Origin of the sequence: Prauserella shujinwangii, assembly GCF_003001955.1 — a bacterium.
Taxonomy (GTDB): Bacteria; Actinomycetota; Actinomycetes; order Mycobacteriales; family Pseudonocardiaceae; genus Qaidamihabitans; species Qaidamihabitans shujinwangii.
The window spans coordinates 84,016-97,667 of sequence record NZ_PVNH01000013.1; the positions used below are offsets into that span (position 1 = coordinate 84,016).

Genomic DNA, 13,652 nt, shown 5'->3' on the forward strand with positions numbered 1-13,652 from the left:
CTACTTACCCTCGATCTCGATCTTCATGCCGTCGAGGAGCTGCTTCATGGCGTCCTCGTGCTGCTGGTAGCCGTCCGCGGCCAGCCGGAACTTGTCCACTCCGGACTGGAACCCGTCCTGCATGTCGGCGAACAGGTCCTTGAGGTCGCCGAGCATCTGCGTGTACTCGTCCTTGACGAACAGGCCGACCACGCCCCACGACTTGTCCCCGACATCGGCCGTGTCGACGAGCCCGCCGATCTGGCTCGCGGTGTCCTTCTGCCCGGCCAGCTTCCCCGAGTACGCCCGCAGTTCCTCGGCGTTGACGTTGAACCCGCTCACTGTGCCCTCCTCCTGTTCCGTGCTCCCCGCTTCGACCGTGCGGGGTCACCTCCCGGTTCCCTGTTCTGCCGGTGTGTTCCGCCGGGTGCGGAACCGCCGGGTGCCGGAGACGACCCCGAAGAAGACGCATCCGTACAGAACGGCGGTGCCCGCGCCGATGCCGAGCAGCAGCCACGCCTCCGACGTCTCCCCGATGATCTGGTGCGGCCACGCCGGGGACAGGCCCGCGGCCACCGTCTCCCCTTCCTCCGGCGCCCCGCCGAGGGCGAGCCACCAGACGTCCGCCTGGTGCTCGGCCCCGTCGAGTTCGTAGCTGCCCTGGACGGTCGTGGCCTGCCCGGCGCCCAGGCGGTTGCGCGACTCGAACACGCTGGTCACGTGCAATGCGATGTCCCTGGTCAGGCCCAGCAGGTGCAGCAGCGGCGCCAGCATCAGAAACCAGAAGTCGGCGAGGACCACGGCCGCGCCGAGCACGCCAAACAGCTTGCTCGTGGCGGACTCGCTCTGCAGCGCGAGCCCCAGCATCAGCCCGAACAGGACCAGCCCCAGCAGCACCGCGAGCAACACGACGATGCCGCTGAGGTCCAGCGCGGCGTACAGCCACGTCACGGTGGTGCCGGTGCCGAGCACGGCGGCGCCCCACGCCAGCGCGCGAGCCCCCGTCCGGGTCGCTCCCGCACCGGCTTCCGGACCGATGCTGCCGGGAGCCGGCGTCGGCACCTGCGACTCGCCTGCGTCCTCGTCGGCGGACGGCGGCGGCAGTTTCGCCCGCAGCTTGCTCCGTCCCCAGAGGCACAGCGCCATGAGCGCGTAGCTCACGACGATGAGTCCGGGCAGGTGGTCCTCGAACGTCACTCGGGGGTGACCTCCTCCTTCTCCTCCGAGGTCAGCGGTCGTCCTCGCTGAACAGGTTGCGCAGGAAATCGTCGCCCTGGGAACCTGTCGCGCTCGGCGGGGGAGTGCCGGGCGGCTGTTCGTCGGACGACCGCAGGACTGACTGCTGCGAGTAGTCGTCGTGGACCTCGTCGGCGTCCGCGCGCCGCGCGGGCCGCTCCTCCTCCGTGCGTTCCCGCAGCTCCTCGGGGGAGGTGCCGAACAGCTGGGCCTGCGTCTCCAGCACCTGGTCGGTGAGGTGCATGTCGTCACCGACGTGCTCCTCGACGATCCCGGCCTGCTTGCGGGCGGCCTCGGCCACCGCCTGCTGCAGCGTCGACAGCAGCGCGCTCGACAGGGCCTGGGGCTGCTGCGCGAGCGCCGCCTCGGTGAGCTTGATGTCCTTCACCGACCCACCGGGACCGGCGACCACCGTGATCGACCGGTCGGGTGATGTGGCGACGGCCTCCAGGTCCGCGATCTGCCGCTGCATCTGGCCCAGGTTCGCGAACTGCTCGTCGACGTTCTTCAGCTTCGACTGGAACTGCTCGAACTGAGCGACGAGCCGGTCGAACTCTGCTGACACTGCTTGCCTCCCCGGCTATGGTGGTGGTCACGTACGCGCTCGACGCGGGCCTCATCATGGCTCATCCGCCCTGCGTGCGGGTGAGGATCCGGTAAACTGGGACCGGTAAGCCACCCGTCCGTGCCGCGTCATGGGTCGAAACCGACCCCCGATGTGGTTGACATCTGGGCGGGCGGGTATCTTTGACGACCGTGCCCGGCAGGCGTCGGGCGGCTCCGTGTGCCATTCGGCCACGGCCGGGTGCTCCAGCTCCCGGCTGACGGCCGGGGCCAGACGGAGTTCCACGGAAATCCCGAGGGGACGTTAGCGGATCGAAAGATCCTGACGCGGGCCGACACGCCCGACCGCGGGGACCGGGGAAAGAGTAGAGCTGACAGACGCGACAGAAAGCTGGTCCATTGCCCACGATCCAGCAGCTGGTCCGCAAGGGCCGCCAGGACAAGGCTGCCAAGCAGAAGACCGCGGCGCTCAAGGGGAGCCCGCAGCGGCGTGGCGTGTGCACCCGCGTGTACACCACCACGCCCAAGAAGCCGAACTCGGCGCTGCGCAAGGTCGCGCGTGTGAAGCTGACCAGCGGCATCGAGGTCACGGCCTACATTCCCGGTGAGGGGCACAACCTCCAGGAGCACTCGATGGTGCTCGTGCGCGGCGGTCGTGTGAAGGACCTGCCGGGCGTCCGCTACAAGATCATCCGCGGCTCGCTCGACACGCAGGGCGTGAAGAACCGCAAGCAGGCGCGCAGCCGGTACGGCGCGAAGAAGGAGAAGAGCTGATGCCCCGCAAGGGTCCGGCCCCGAAGCGGCCACTCACCGCTGATCCCGTCTACGCCTCGCCGCTGGTGACCCAGCTGGTGAACAAGGTCCTCACGGACGGCAAGCGCTCGCTGGCCGAGCGCATCGTCTACGGCGCGCTGGAAGGCGCCAGGGAGAAGACCGGCACCGACCCGGTCGTCACGCTGAAGCGTGCGCTCGACAACGTGAAGCCCACCCTCGAGGTGAAGAGCCGCCGCGTCGGTGGCGCCACGTACCAGGTGCCGATCGAGGTGAAGCCGGGTCGCTCCACGACCCTCGCGCTCCGTTGGATCGTCGCGTACGCGCGCGTACGCCGCGAGAAGACCATGATCGAGCGCCTGCAGAACGAGCTGCTCGACGCGAGCAACGGCCTCGGGGCCAGCGTGAAGCGCCGCGAGGACACGCACAAGATGGCCGAGTCCAACAAGGCGTTCGCCCACTACCGCTGGTGAGCGCCGCCCGGCAGCCGACCGAAGCCAATGCCGGGCCCCACGTTCGAGACAGGGGAACATTCAAGTGGCACGTGACGTGCTGACCGACCTGAACAAGGTCCGCAACATCGGCATCATGGCCCACATCGACGCCGGTAAGACCACCACCACCGAGCGGATCCTGTTCTACACAGGCATCAACTACAAGATCGGCGAGGTCCACGACGGCGCCGCCACGATGGACTGGATGGAGGAGGAGCAGAAGCGGGGTATCACCATCACCTCGGCTGCGACCACCACCTTCTGGAACGACTACCAGGTCAACATCATCGACACCCCGGGCCACGTCGACTTCACCGTCGAGGTGGAGCGCTCGCTGCGCGTGCTCGACGGCGCCGTCGCCGTGTTCGACGGCAAGGAAGGTGTCGAGCCCCAGTCCGAGCAGGTCTGGCGCCAGGCCGACAAGTACGAGGTCCCGCGCATCTGCTTCGTCAACAAGATGGACAAGCTGGGTGCGGACTTCTACTTCACCGTGAAGACCATCTCCGAGCGCCTCGGCGCTCGCCCGCTGGTCATCCAGCTGCCCATCGGTGCGGAGAGCGACTTCCAGGGCGTTGTCGACCTCGTCCGGATGAAGGCGCTGACCTGGCGTGGCGACGTCAAGAAGGGCGAGGACTACGAGGTCGAGGAGATCCCGGCCGACCTCGCCGAGCGCGCTCAGGAGTACCGTGACCAGCTCATCGAGGCGGTCGCCGAGACCGACGACGAGCTGATGGAGAAGTACTTCGGCGGCGAGGAGCTGACGCAGGACGAGATCAAGTCCGGCATCCGGAAGCTCACGCTCAGCCGTGAGGCGTTCCCCGTGCTGGCGGGCTCGGCGTTCAAGAACAAGGGCGTGCAGCCCATGCTCGACGCCGTGATCGACTACCTGCCGTCGCCGCTCGACGTGCCGCCGGTCGAGGGCCTGCTGCTGGACGGCGAGACCCCCGCGTCGCGCAAGCCGTCGGTCGAGGAGCCGTTCTCGGCCCTGGTCTCCAAGGTCGCCGCGCACCCGTTCTTCGGCAAGCTGACCTACATCCGGGTCTACTCGGGCAGGGTCGCCTCGGGTTCGCAGGTCGTCAACGCGACCAAGGACCGCAAGGAGCGCATCGGCAAGATCTTCCAGATGCACTCCAACAAGGAGAACCCGGTCGACGAGGCGCAGGCCGGCCACATCTACGCCGTCCAGGGCCTGAAGGACACCACGACGGGTGACACGCTCGCCGACCCGCAGAACCCGATCGTTCTCGAGTCGATGACGTTCCCCGAGCCCGTCATCGAGGTGGCCATCGAGCCCAAGACGAAGGCGGACCAGGAGAAGCTCTCCAACGCGATCCAGAAGCTGGCCGAGGAAGACCCCACCTTCCAGGTCAAGCAGGACGAGGAGACCGGGCAGACCATCATCAAGGGGATGGGTGAGCTCCACCTCGAGGTGCTGGTCAACCGTATGAAGTCCGACTACAAGGTCGAGGCGAACATCGGTAAGCCGCAGGTCGCCTACCGCGAGACCGTCCGCAAGGTCGTCGACAAGCTCGAGTACACCCACAAGAAGCAGACCGGTGGCTCCGGTCAGTTCGCGCGGGTGATCGTGAAGCTCGAGCCGCTCGAGACCGGCGACGGCGCGCTCTACGAGTTCGACAACCAGGTGACCGGTGGCCGCGTGCCGAGGGAGTACATCCCGTCGGTGGACGCGGGCGCCCAGGACGCCATGCAGTACGGCGTCCTGGCCGGCTACCCGCTCGTCGGGTTGAAGTTCACCTTGTTGGACGGTGCGTACCACGAGGTCGACTCTTCGGAGATGGCGTTCAAGATCGCCGGTTCGATGGCGATGAAGGAAGCCGCGAAGAAGGCCAACCCGGTACTGCTCGAGCCGATGATGGCGGTCGAGGTGACCACGCCCGAGGACTACATGGGCGACGTCATCGGTGACCTGAACTCCCGCCGTGGCCAGATCCAGGCCATGGAGGAGCGGTCCGGCACGCGCGTCGTCAAGGCACTCGTGCCGCTGTCGGAGATGTTCGGGTACGTCGGCGACCTGCGGTCGAAGACCCAGGGTCGAGCGAACTACTCCATGCACTTCGATTCCTACGCCGAGGTTCCGGCGAACGTCGCGAAGGAGATCATCGCGAAGGCGACGGGGGAGTAACTCTCCAATCGCACCCAACGCGGGCGTGAAAGGGGCCTCCCCTAGGGTCCGCACAACCGACCAGATCGAGTCACCGGCAGGCAGGGCCACGCCGATCCGGTGAGCAAGCAAAGTCCAGGAGGACATTCCAGTGGCGAAGGCGAAGTTCGAGCGGAGCAAGCCGCACGTCAACATCGGGACCATCGGTCACGTCGACCACGGTAAGACCACTCTGACCGCGGCGATCACCAAGGTTCTGCACGAGAAGTACCCGGAGCTGAACCAGTCGCGTGCGTTCGACCAGATCGACAACGCGCCTGAGGAGAAGCAGCGCGGCATCACGATCAACATCTCGCACGTCGAGTACCAGACCGAGAAGCGTCACTACGCGCACGTCGACGCCCCGGGCCACGCCGACTACATCAAGAACATGATCACCGGTGCCGCCCAGATGGACGGCGCGATCCTGGTGGTCGCCGCGACCGACGGCCCGATGCCGCAGACCCGTGAGCACGTGCTGCTCGCGCGTCAGGTCGGCGTGCCCTACATCGTCGTGGCGCTGAACAAGGCCGACATGGTCGACGACGAGGAGATCCTCGAGCTCGTCGAGATGGAGGTCCGGGAGCTGCTGTCCTCGCAGGAGTTTCCCGGCGACGACGCTCCGGTCGTCAAGGTCTCGGGCCTCAAGGCGCTCGAGGGCGACGAGAAGTGGGCGCAGAGCGTGCTCGAGCTCATGGACGCCGTCGACGACAGCGTGCCGGACCCGGTGCGTGCCACCGACAAGCCGTTCCTGATGCCGATCGAGGACGTCTTCACCATCACCGGCCGCGGCACGGTCGTCACCGGCCGTATCGAGCGCGGTGAGATCAAGCTCAACGAAGAGGTCGAGCTCGTCGGCATCCGTCCCGAGGCGCGCAAGACCACCGTGACGAGCATCGAGATGTTCAACAAGATGCTCGACTACGGCCAGGCCGGTGACAACGCCGCCCTGCTGCTGCGCGGTATCAAGCGTGAGGACGTGGAGCGTGGCCAGGTCGTCGTGAAGCCGGGCACCACCACCCCGCACACGGAGTTCGAGGCCTCGGTCTACATCCTGGCCAAGGACGAGGGCGGCCGGCACACGCCGTTCTTCAACAACTACCGTCCGCAGTTCTACTTCCGGACCACCGACGTCACCGGTGTCGTGACGCTGCCGGAGGGCACCGAGATGGTGATGCCGGGCGACAACACCGAGATCTCGGTGAAGCTGATCCAGCCGATCGCCATGGACGAGGGCCTGCGGTTCGCCATCCGTGAGGGTGGCCGCACCGTCGGCGCCGGCCAGGTCACCAAGATCGTGAAGTAAGTACCCCCGGGTACGGGTGCCGGTAACGAATATGGCATCCTACTAGGGTTGCTCGTTGCGGGGCGGCCGATTCTGTGGCAACACGGAAAGAATCGGCCGCCCCGGCACGAGCGTCGGGCCCGCGAGGGATCGCGGGTCTGGAGCGCCTGGCACCGGCCGGGCCGCTCCGGCACGCACAGGACCTACGGCACCACGACGATCCTGCGGGATCAGTCTGCGTGTTGGGCGCGACACGCCCGACCGCGTGGACCGGACAGCAGGGCGTTGACGTGCGCAGACCGGCGAGAAGAGGGCTGTACGGCTGCTCGGAACTCCGGTGTGAGATAGCGGCACGAGACGACTGCGTCTGCGCAGAAGACGACAGCCCGAATCGGCAAACGACAAGGAACGAGCTGCCACCATGGCGGGACAGAAGATCCGCATCCGGCTCAAGGCCTACGACCACGAGGCGATCGACGCGAGCGCGCGCAAGATCGTGGAGACGGTGACGCGCACCGGCGCCTCCGTCGTCGGGCCGGTGCCGCTGCCCACCGAGAAGAACGTTTACTGCGTCATCCGCTCGCCGCACAAGTACAAGGACTCGCGCGAGCACTTCGAGATGCGCACCCACAAGCGTCTGATCGACATCATGGATCCGACGCCCAAGACCGTGGACGCACTCATGAGGATCGACCTCCCTGCGAGCGTCGACGTCAACATCCAGTAAGCGAGAGCGCGCGGCGGAGATAAGAGACTCATGTCTGACAGGCAAGTGAAGGGCATCCTGGGCACCAAGCTCGGCATGACCCAGGTCTTCGACGAGAACAACCGGATCATCCCGGTCACCGTCGTGCAGGCCGGGCCGAACGTGGTGACCCAGGTGCGCAACAAGGACAAGGACGGCTACTCGGCCGTGCAGCTGGCGTTCGGCGCCATCGACCCGCGTAAGGTCAACAAGCCGAAGGCCGGGCACTTCCAGCGGGCGGGTGTCACGCCCCGGCGGTATCTCGCCGAGCTGCGGACCAGTGACGCCGAGACGTACGAGGTCGGCCAGGAGGTCACCGCGGACGTCTTCGAGAACGGCACGGTCGTCGACGTGACCGGCACCAGCAAGGGCAAGGGCTACGCCGGTGTCATGAAGCGGCACGGCTTCCACGGCCAGGGCGCCAGCCACGGTAACCAGGCCAAGCACCGCGCGCCCGGCTCGATCGGCGGATGCGCCACGCCGGGCCGCGTGTTCAAGGGCCTGCGGATGGCCGGCCGGATGGGCAACAACCGGGTCACCACGCAGGGCCTCACCGTGCACTCCGTGCGCGCCGAGGACGGCCTGCTGCTGATCAAGGGTGCGGTGCCCGGTCCCAAGGGCGGCCTGGTCTTCGTCCGCAGCGCCGCGAAGGGTGGTGTGACGCAGTGACCGCGACGATCGAGGTGAAGTCCCCCGCTGGCAAGGCGGAGGGCACCGTCGAGCTTCCCGCGGAGATCTTCGACGTGCAGGCCAACGTGCCGCTGATGCACCAGGTCGTGGTGGCCCAGCTCGCGGCCGCCCGCCAGGGCACGCACGACACGAAGACCCGCGGCGAGGTCCGCGGTGGTGGCAGGAAGCCGTACCGGCAGAAGGGCACCGGCCGGGCCCGGCAGGGCTCCGTCCGCGCGCCGCAGTTCACCGGTGGTGGCACGGTGCACGGCCCCACGCCGCGCGACTACAGCCAGCGCACCCCGAAGAAGATGAAGGCCGCCGCGCTGCGCGGTGCCCTCTCCGACCGGGCGCGCGCGGGCCAGGTGCACGTCATCACCGAGCTGGTGTCCGGCGAGAAGCCGTCCACCAAGGACGCGAAGGCCGCGCTCGCCGCCGTGACCCAGGCGAAGCGCGTGCTCGTGGTGCTGCACCGCGACGACCAGCTCGGCTGGTTCTCCGCGCGCAACCTCACCTACGTGCACCTGATCACGCCGGACCAGCTCAACACCTACGACGTGCTGGTCAACGACGACGTGGTCTTCACGAAGGCCGCGCTGGAGGCGTTCCTCGCGGGCGCCGCCAAGGGCGGCAAGGGCCGCGTCGAAGGGGCTGAAGGGAGTGACGAGCAGTGAGCTCGGTGGCGATCCCCGACCCGCGCGACATCCTCATCGCGCCGGTGATCTCCGAGAAGTCCTACGGGCTGCTCGAGGACCACAAGTACACGTTCCTGGTTCGCCCGGACGCCAACAAGACGCAGATCAAGGTCGCGGTCGAGAAGGTGTTCGGCGTGAAGGTCGTCAGCGTGAACACGCTGAACCGGCCGGGCAAGCGCAAGCGCACCCGGTACGGCTTCGGCAAGCGCAAGGACACCAAGCGTGCCGTCGTGACGCTCTCGGCGGAGAGCAAGCCGATCGAGATCTTCGGCGGACCAGCCGCGTAAGGGACTGAGAAGACATGGGCATCCGCAAGTACAAGCCGACGACCCCGGGCCGCCGGGGCTCCTCGGTGTCCGACTTCGCTGAGATCACGCGTTCGGAGCCGGAGAAGTCGCTGCTGCGTCCGCGCCACGGCCGCGGCGGCCGCAACTCGTCCGGCCGCATCACCACCCGGCACAAGGGTGGCGGCCACAAGCGTGCGTACCGGGTGATCGACTTCCGGCGCAACGACAAGGACGGGATCCCGGCCAAGGTCGCGCACATCGAGTACGACCCCAACCGCACCGCCCGCATCGCGCTGCTGCACTACGCCGACGGCGAGAAGCGCTACATCATCGCCCCGGACAAGCTCAAGCAGGGCGACCCCGTGGAGAGTGGCCCGCGCGCCGACATCAAGCCGGGCAACAACCTGCCGCTGCGCAACATCCCGGTGGGCACCATCGTGCACGCGATCGAGCTCCGCCCCGGTGGCGGCGCGAAGATCGCGCGTTCCGCGGGCGCCCGCGTGCAGCTCGTGGCGAAGGACGGCCCGTACGCCCAGCTGCGGATGCCCTCGGGCGAGATCCGCAACGTGGACGTGCGCAACCGCGCCACCGTGGGCGAGGTCGGCAACTCCGAGCACTCCAACATCAACTGGGGCAAGGCGGGCCGCAGCCGCTGGCGGGGCAAGCGCCCCACCGTCCGCGGTGTCGTCATGAACCCGGTGGACCACCCGCACGGTGGTGGCGAGGGCAAGACGTCCGGTGGCCGGCACCCGGTGAACCCGAACGGCAAGCCGGAGGGCCGCACCCGCCGTCGCAAGCCGAGTGACCAGCTGATCGTCCGCCGCCGGCGTACCGGCAAGAAGCGCTGAGCAGGGAGGTAGAAGAACATGCCGCGTAGCCTGAAAAAGGGCCCGTTCGTGGACGACCACCTGCTCAAGAAGGTGGACGCGCTCAACGAGTCGGGCAAGAAGACGGTGATCAAGACCTGGTCCCGCCGCTCCACGATCCTTCCCGACTTCCTCGGGCACACGATCGCGGTGCACGACGGCCGCAAGCACGTCCCGGTGTTCGTCACCGAGGCGATGGTGGGTCACAAGCTGGGCGAGTTCGCCCCGACGAGGACCTTCAAGGGCCACATCAAGGACGACCGTAAGTCGCGCCGCCGCTGAGCGGGTACAGAAAAGGAAGCAAGCGATGAACGCCCAGAACGACGCCGCGACGGCAGAAGCGCTGCCCGTCGCCGTGGCGCGGGCTCGCTTCGTCCGGGACTCGCCGACCAAGGTGCGCCGGGTGATCGAGCTGATCAAGGGCCGCAACGCCAACGAGGCGCTGGCCGTGCTCCGGTTCGCACCGCAGGCCGCCAGCTACCAGCTGGCGAAGGTGGTCGCCAGCGCCATGGCCAACGCCGAGAACAACCTCGACCTCGACCCCGACACGCTGTGGGTGCGCAACGCCTACGCGGACGAGGGTCCCACGCTCAAGCGCATCCGGCCCCGCGCGCAGGGACGCGCCTACCGGATCCGCAAGCGCACGAGCCACATCACGGTCGAGCTGGAGTCTCGTCCGGCGCAGGCCGAGTCCAAGGCGAAGAAGAGCGGTAAGAAGAAGGCAGGTGGCCGGTAGTGGGCCAGAAGATCAACCCGCACGGCTTCCGGCTCGGGATCACCACGGACTGGAAGTCCCGCTGGTACGCCGACAAGCAGTACGCGGAGTACGTCGCGGAGGACGTGAAGATCCGCAAGCTGCTGTCGACCGGCATGGAGCGCGCCGGCATCTCCAAGGTCGAGATCGAGCGCACCCGTGACCGGGTCCGCGTCGACATCCACACCGCCCGGCCGGGCATCGTCATCGGCCGTCGCGGCGCGGAGGCCGACCGGATCCGCGGCGCGCTGGAGAAGCTGACCGGCAAGCAGGTGCAGCTGAACATCCTCGAGGTGAAGAACCCCGAGGCCGACGCCCAGCTCGTGGCTCAGGGCGTCGCCGAGCAGCTGTCCAACCGGGTGGCGTTCCGCCGTGCCATGCGCAAGGCGATCCAGACGTCCATGCGCTCGCCGCAGGTCAAGGGCATCCGCGTGCAGTGCAGCGGCCGCCTCGGCGGTGCCGAGATGTCGCGTTCGGAGCACTACCGCGACGGCCGGGTCCCGCTGCACACGCTGCGCGCCGACATCGACTACGGCTTCTTCGAGGCCAAGACGACGTTCGGCCGGATCGGCGTGAAGGTGTGGATCTACAAGGGCGACCTGGTCGGTGGCCTGAAGGCCAAGGAGGCGCGGGACGCCGCCGCGGCCGCCGAGCGCGCGCCGCGTCGCGAGCGCCCCTCGCGGCCCCGCCGTTCCGGTGCTTCCGGCACCACGCCCACGTCCACCGAGGCGGGCCGGGCTGCCGCGGCGTCGCAGGGCGGCGCGCAGTCCGACACCGACGTCGCCAGCAAGCAGGCGCCGCAGACGGCCGCTCCGGACGCGGCAGAGAAGACGGAGGGCTGACGCGTGCTCATCCCACGCAAGGTCAAGCACCGCAAGCAGCACTCGCCGAATCGTTCCGGCGCCGCGAAGGGCGGCACGAAGGTCAACTTCGGTGAGTACGGCATCCAGGCGCTTGAGCACAGCTACGTGACCAACCGGCAGATCGAGTCCGCTCGTATCGCCATGACCCGGCACATCAAGCGTGGCGGGAAGATCTGGATCAACATCTTCCCGGACCGCCCGCTCACCAAGAAGCCCGCGGAGACCCGCATGGGTTCCGGTAAGGGCTCGCCCGAGTGGTGGGTCGCCAACGTCAAGCCCGGCCGGGTGATGTTCGAGATGAGCTTCCCCAACGAGGCGGTGGCTCGCGAGGCGCTGCGCCGCGCGATCCACAAGCTCCCGATGAAGTGCCGGATCGTGACCCGGGAAGGGAGTGAGTTCTGATGGCGAAGGCAGGCGTTTCCGCATCGGAACTCCGTGAGCTCGCCGCGGACGAGCTCGTGCTGCGGCTGCGCGAGGCCAAGGAGGAGCTGTTCAACCTGCGCTTCCAGATGGCCACCGGGCAGCTTGACAACAACCGCAGGCTGCGCACGGTCCGTTCGGACATCGCGCGGATCTACACCGTGATGCGCGAGCGCGAGCTCGGGCTGTCGGTCGCCCCGCAGGACTCGGAAAGTGAAGGTGCGGCATGAGCGAGAAGGCTGAGGAGCTCGCCAAGACGCCGGTGCAGAAGGTCGATGCCGGCCGGAACTACCGGAAGGTCCGGGAGGGCTACGTCGTCTCGGACAAGATGGACAAGACCGTCGTGGTCGTCCTCGAGGACCGGAAGAAGCACCCGCTGTACGGCAAGGTCGTGCGCTCCACCAAGAAGGTGAAGGTCCACGACGAGCAGAACGCGGCCGGTGTCGGCGACCGCGTGATCCTCATGGAGACCAGGCCGCTGTCCGCCACCAAGCGCTGGCGCCTGGTGCGGATCGTGGAGAAGGCCAAGTAATCAGGGGCCCTCGGGTCCCTTTCGTTCCGCCAGGCTCGGAAGACGCCGAGAACCGGCGCGACATACAGGAGTTGACGTGATCCAGCAGGAGTCGCGACTACGAGTCGCCGACAACACGGGTGCCAAGGAGATCCTGACCATCCGCGTGCTCGGTGGCTCGGGGCGGCGCTACGCGGGCATCGGCGACATCATCGTCGCTACCGTCAAGGACGCCATCCCGGGCGCCAACGTCAAGCGTGGTGACGTGGTCAAGGCCGTCATCGTCCGCACGGTGAAGGAGAAGCGTCGCGCTGACGGCTCCTACATCCGCTTCGACGAGAACGCCGCGGTGCTCATCAAGAACGACAACGAGCCGCGAGGCACCCGCATCTTCGGGCCGGTTGGCCGCGAGCTGCGCGATCGGAAGTTCATGAAGATCATTTCGCTCGCGCCGGAGGTGTTGTGATGAAGGTGAAGAAGGGGGACACGGTCCTCGTCATCGCCGGCAAGGACAAGGGCGCCAAGGGCAAGGTCATCCAGGCCTACCCGGAGCGTCAGCGCGTGCTCGTCGAGGGTGTCAACCGGATCAAGAAGCACACGCGGATCACGCAGACGCAGCGTGGTGCGCAGTCCGGCGGCATCGTCACGCAGGAGGCGCCCATCCACGTCTCGAACGTGATGGTCGTCGACTCCGACGGCAAGCCCACCCGGGTGGGGTACCGCATCGGCGAGGACGGCAAGAAGGTTCGTATCTCGCGTAGGACCGGCAAGGACATCTGATGACCACCGCAGAGAAGACGTACCCGACCCCGCGGTTGCGCGCCCGGTACCGCGACGAGATCAAGGGCCAGCTCCGCGAGGAGTTCGGCTACACCAACCCGCACCAGATCCCGGGCGTGGTGAAGGTCGTCGTGAACATGGGCGTCGGCGACGCCGCCCGCGACAGCAAGCTCATCGAAGGCGCGGTCCGCGACCTGGCCACCATCACCGGGCAGAAGCCCGAGGTGCGCCGGGCCCGCAAGTCCATCGCGCAGTTCAAGCTGCGCGAGGGCCAGCCCATCGGCGCGCGGGTCACGCTGCGCGGCGACCGCATGTGGGAGTTCCTCGACCGGCTGCTGACCATCGCGCTGCCGCGTATCCGGGACTTCCGCGGGCTGTCGGCCAAGCAGTTCGACGGCAAGGGGAACTACACGTTCGGCCTGACCGAGCAGTCGATGTTCCACGAGATCAACCCGGACTCCATCGACCGCCCGCGCGGCATGGACGTCACGGTTGTCACCACCGCCATTACCGACGACGAGGGCCGTGCGCTGCTTCGCAAGCTCGGCTTCCCGTTCAAGGAGAACTGAGCC

Annotated in this window: 21 protein-coding genes; 18 read left to right on the top strand and 3 right to left on the bottom strand. The window is 67.7% G+C overall.

The genetic code is table 11. The features are described from left to right. The 3 genes from B0I33_RS27275 to B0I33_RS27285 are packed head-to-tail and all read right to left on the bottom strand — an operon-like array spanning position 1 to position 1,780. Entirely contained in the window at positions 1–321 is a 321-nt protein-coding gene (locus B0I33_RS27275; protein ID WP_106181886.1) for an ESX-1 secretion-associated protein, read from the bottom strand. Positions 322–366: 45 nt separating this feature from the next. Then, a complete protein-coding gene (locus B0I33_RS27280) occupies positions 367–1,176 on the bottom strand; it encodes a hypothetical protein (RefSeq protein WP_106181888.1) in 810 nt (269 codons plus the stop codon). Between the two features lie 31 nt (positions 1,177–1,207). Continuing rightward, a complete protein-coding gene (locus B0I33_RS27285) occupies positions 1,208–1,780 on the bottom strand; it encodes a YbaB/EbfC family nucleoid-associated protein (RefSeq protein ID WP_106181890.1) in 573 nt (190 codons plus the stop codon). A gap of 398 nt (positions 1,781–2,178) precedes the next feature. Here B0I33_RS27285 and rpsL point away from each other — a divergent pair, with 398 nt between their 5' ends. From rpsL to rplE, 18 genes are all read left to right on the top strand, one after another. Continuing rightward, complete coding sequence (gene rpsL, locus B0I33_RS27290; RefSeq protein WP_003102113.1) at positions 2,179–2,553, top strand: 30S ribosomal protein S12; 375 nt, start codon at positions 2,179–2,181, stop codon at positions 2,551–2,553. Further along, complete coding sequence (gene rpsG / locus B0I33_RS27295) at positions 2,553–3,023, top strand: 30S ribosomal protein S7 (protein WP_106181891.1); 471 nt, start codon at positions 2,553–2,555, stop codon at positions 3,021–3,023. The genes rpsL and rpsG overlap by 1 nt, the downstream gene beginning before the upstream one ends. Positions 3,024–3,087: 64 nt before the next feature. Further along, a complete protein-coding gene (fusA, locus tag B0I33_RS27300) occupies positions 3,088–5,187 on the top strand; it encodes an elongation factor G (protein ID WP_106181893.1) in 2,100 nt (699 codons plus the stop codon). Between the two features lie 130 nt (positions 5,188–5,317). Then, positions 5,318–6,511, top strand: a complete 1,194-nt coding sequence (gene tuf, locus B0I33_RS27305; RefSeq protein WP_106181895.1) for an elongation factor Tu — start codon at positions 5,318–5,320, stop codon at positions 6,509–6,511. A gap of 400 nt (positions 6,512–6,911) precedes the next feature. Next, positions 6,912–7,217 carry a 30S ribosomal protein S10 gene (rpsJ, locus tag B0I33_RS27310; RefSeq protein WP_106181897.1) on the top strand — a complete coding sequence of 102 codons (306 nt, stop codon included), beginning with the start codon at positions 6,912–6,914 and terminating at the stop codon, positions 7,215–7,217. Positions 7,218–7,247: 30 nt separating this feature from the next. Continuing rightward, positions 7,248–7,904 (top strand): 50S ribosomal protein L3, encoded by a 657-nt coding sequence (gene rplC, locus B0I33_RS27315; RefSeq protein ID WP_106181899.1) that lies wholly within the window; start codon positions 7,248–7,250, stop codon positions 7,902–7,904. Then, a complete protein-coding gene (gene rplD, locus B0I33_RS27320) occupies positions 7,901–8,578 on the top strand; it encodes a 50S ribosomal protein L4 (protein ID WP_106181900.1) in 678 nt (225 codons plus the stop codon). Before rplC ends, rplD begins: the two co-directional genes overlap by 4 nt. Beyond that, positions 8,575–8,886, top strand: a complete 312-nt coding sequence (gene rplW / locus B0I33_RS27325; protein WP_106181902.1) for a 50S ribosomal protein L23 — start codon at positions 8,575–8,577, stop codon at positions 8,884–8,886. Before rplD ends, rplW begins: the two co-directional genes overlap by 4 nt. A 14-nt stretch (positions 8,887–8,900) precedes the next feature. Beyond that, positions 8,901–9,734 carry a 50S ribosomal protein L2 gene (gene rplB, locus B0I33_RS27330; RefSeq protein ID WP_106181904.1) on the top strand — a complete coding sequence of 278 codons (834 nt, stop codon included), beginning with the start codon at positions 8,901–8,903 and terminating at the stop codon, positions 9,732–9,734. An 18-nt stretch (positions 9,735–9,752) separates the two neighbouring features. Continuing rightward, a complete protein-coding gene (gene rpsS / locus B0I33_RS27335) occupies positions 9,753–10,034 on the top strand; it encodes a 30S ribosomal protein S19 (RefSeq protein WP_106181905.1) in 282 nt (93 codons plus the stop codon). Between the two features lie 25 nt (positions 10,035–10,059). Continuing rightward, positions 10,060–10,488: a 50S ribosomal protein L22 gene (gene rplV, locus B0I33_RS27340; protein WP_106181907.1), complete on the top strand. Its 429-nt coding sequence runs from the start codon at positions 10,060–10,062 to the stop codon at positions 10,486–10,488. Then, on the top strand, positions 10,488–11,348 hold the full coding sequence (gene rpsC, locus B0I33_RS27345; RefSeq protein ID WP_106181909.1) for a 30S ribosomal protein S3: 861 nt from the start codon (positions 10,488–10,490) through the stop codon (positions 11,346–11,348). The genes rplV and rpsC overlap by 1 nt, the downstream gene beginning before the upstream one ends. A gap of 3 nt (positions 11,349–11,351) precedes the next feature. Next, positions 11,352–11,771, top strand: a complete 420-nt coding sequence (gene rplP / locus B0I33_RS27350) for a 50S ribosomal protein L16 (RefSeq protein WP_106181911.1) — start codon at positions 11,352–11,354, stop codon at positions 11,769–11,771. Beyond that, entirely contained in the window at positions 11,771–12,019 is a 249-nt protein-coding gene (gene rpmC, locus B0I33_RS27355) for a 50S ribosomal protein L29 (RefSeq protein WP_106181913.1), read from the top strand. The genes rplP and rpmC overlap by 1 nt, the downstream gene beginning before the upstream one ends. After that, positions 12,016–12,321, top strand: coding sequence for a 30S ribosomal protein S17 (gene rpsQ / locus B0I33_RS27360; protein WP_106181915.1), 306 nt, complete (start codon positions 12,016–12,018; stop codon positions 12,319–12,321). Before rpmC ends, rpsQ begins: the two co-directional genes overlap by 4 nt. Before the next feature lie 76 nt (positions 12,322–12,397). Beyond that, positions 12,398–12,766, top strand: coding sequence for a 50S ribosomal protein L14 (gene rplN, locus B0I33_RS27365; protein ID WP_106181916.1), 369 nt, complete (start codon positions 12,398–12,400; stop codon positions 12,764–12,766). Continuing rightward, positions 12,766–13,080, top strand: a complete 315-nt coding sequence (gene rplX / locus B0I33_RS27370; protein ID WP_106181918.1) for a 50S ribosomal protein L24 — start codon at positions 12,766–12,768, stop codon at positions 13,078–13,080. The genes rplN and rplX overlap by 1 nt, the downstream gene beginning before the upstream one ends. After that, on the top strand, positions 13,080–13,649 hold the full coding sequence (rplE, locus tag B0I33_RS27375) for a 50S ribosomal protein L5 (RefSeq protein ID WP_106181919.1): 570 nt from the start codon (positions 13,080–13,082) through the stop codon (positions 13,647–13,649). The genes rplX and rplE overlap by 1 nt, the downstream gene beginning before the upstream one ends. Positions 13,650–13,652 lie beyond the last annotated feature (3 nt).

What these genes read in the sequence shown, in the direction of transcription:
- rpsG (WP_106181891.1), top strand. Translation starts at nt 2,553, where the DNA reads ATGCCCCGCAAGGGTCCGGCCCCGAAGCGGCCACTCACCGCTGATCCC.
- rpsJ (WP_106181897.1), top strand. Translation starts at nt 6,912, where the DNA reads ATGGCGGGACAGAAGATCCGCATCCGGCTCAAGGCCTACGACCACGAG.
- rplC (WP_106181899.1), top strand. Translation starts at nt 7,248, where the DNA reads ATGTCTGACAGGCAAGTGAAGGGCATCCTGGGCACCAAGCTCGGCATG.
- rplB (WP_106181904.1), top strand. Translation starts at nt 8,901, where the DNA reads ATGGGCATCCGCAAGTACAAGCCGACGACCCCGGGCCGCCGGGGCTCC.
- rpsS (WP_106181905.1), top strand. Translation starts at nt 9,753, where the DNA reads ATGCCGCGTAGCCTGAAAAAGGGCCCGTTCGTGGACGACCACCTGCTC.
- rplV (WP_106181907.1), top strand. Translation starts at nt 10,060, where the DNA reads ATGAACGCCCAGAACGACGCCGCGACGGCAGAAGCGCTGCCCGTCGCC.
- rpmC (WP_106181913.1), top strand. Translation starts at nt 11,771, where the DNA reads ATGGCGAAGGCAGGCGTTTCCGCATCGGAACTCCGTGAGCTCGCCGCG.
- rpsQ (WP_106181915.1), top strand. Translation starts at nt 12,016, where the DNA reads ATGAGCGAGAAGGCTGAGGAGCTCGCCAAGACGCCGGTGCAGAAGGTC.
- rplX (WP_106181918.1), top strand. Translation starts at nt 12,766, where the DNA reads ATGAAGGTGAAGAAGGGGGACACGGTCCTCGTCATCGCCGGCAAGGAC.
- rplE (WP_106181919.1), top strand. Translation starts at nt 13,080, where the DNA reads ATGACCACCGCAGAGAAGACGTACCCGACCCCGCGGTTGCGCGCCCGG.